Genomic DNA, 234 nt, shown 5'->3' with positions numbered 1-234 from the left:
TGGATTATATGACACTAAAAGAGGCCGCCGAAAAATGGGGCGTGACACCTCGTAGGGTAAATTATTATTGTGCTGGTGGGCGTATCCCCGGCGCTGTGAAAATGGCCGGTGTTTGGCTGATCCCAAAGAACGCAGAAAAGCCGATTGACGGAAGGACAAAACAAGGGAAGGGGTTGCACCATGAATAAAATCCTGATTATAGATGATGACAGAGAACTGTGCGCTTTGATTAAA

The 234-nt window shown here is 46.6% G+C and carries 1 protein-coding gene; it reads left to right on the top strand.

The window, feature by feature from the left end:
- Positions 1-188: helix-turn-helix domain-containing protein (locus LJE09_RS17785; protein ID WP_227311651.1), on the top strand; the 188-nt coding region annotated here is incomplete at its 5' end.
- Positions 189-234 lie beyond the last annotated feature (46 nt).

Origin of the sequence: Blautia sp. DFI.3.45 (assembly GCF_020593505.1) — a bacterium.
Classification (GTDB): domain Bacteria; phylum Bacillota; class Clostridia; order Lachnospirales; family Lachnospiraceae; genus Blautia_A; species Blautia_A wexlerae.
The sequence above is the reverse complement of the archived record's forward strand: the minus strand, read 5'-3'. Positions and strand labels throughout refer to the sequence as shown.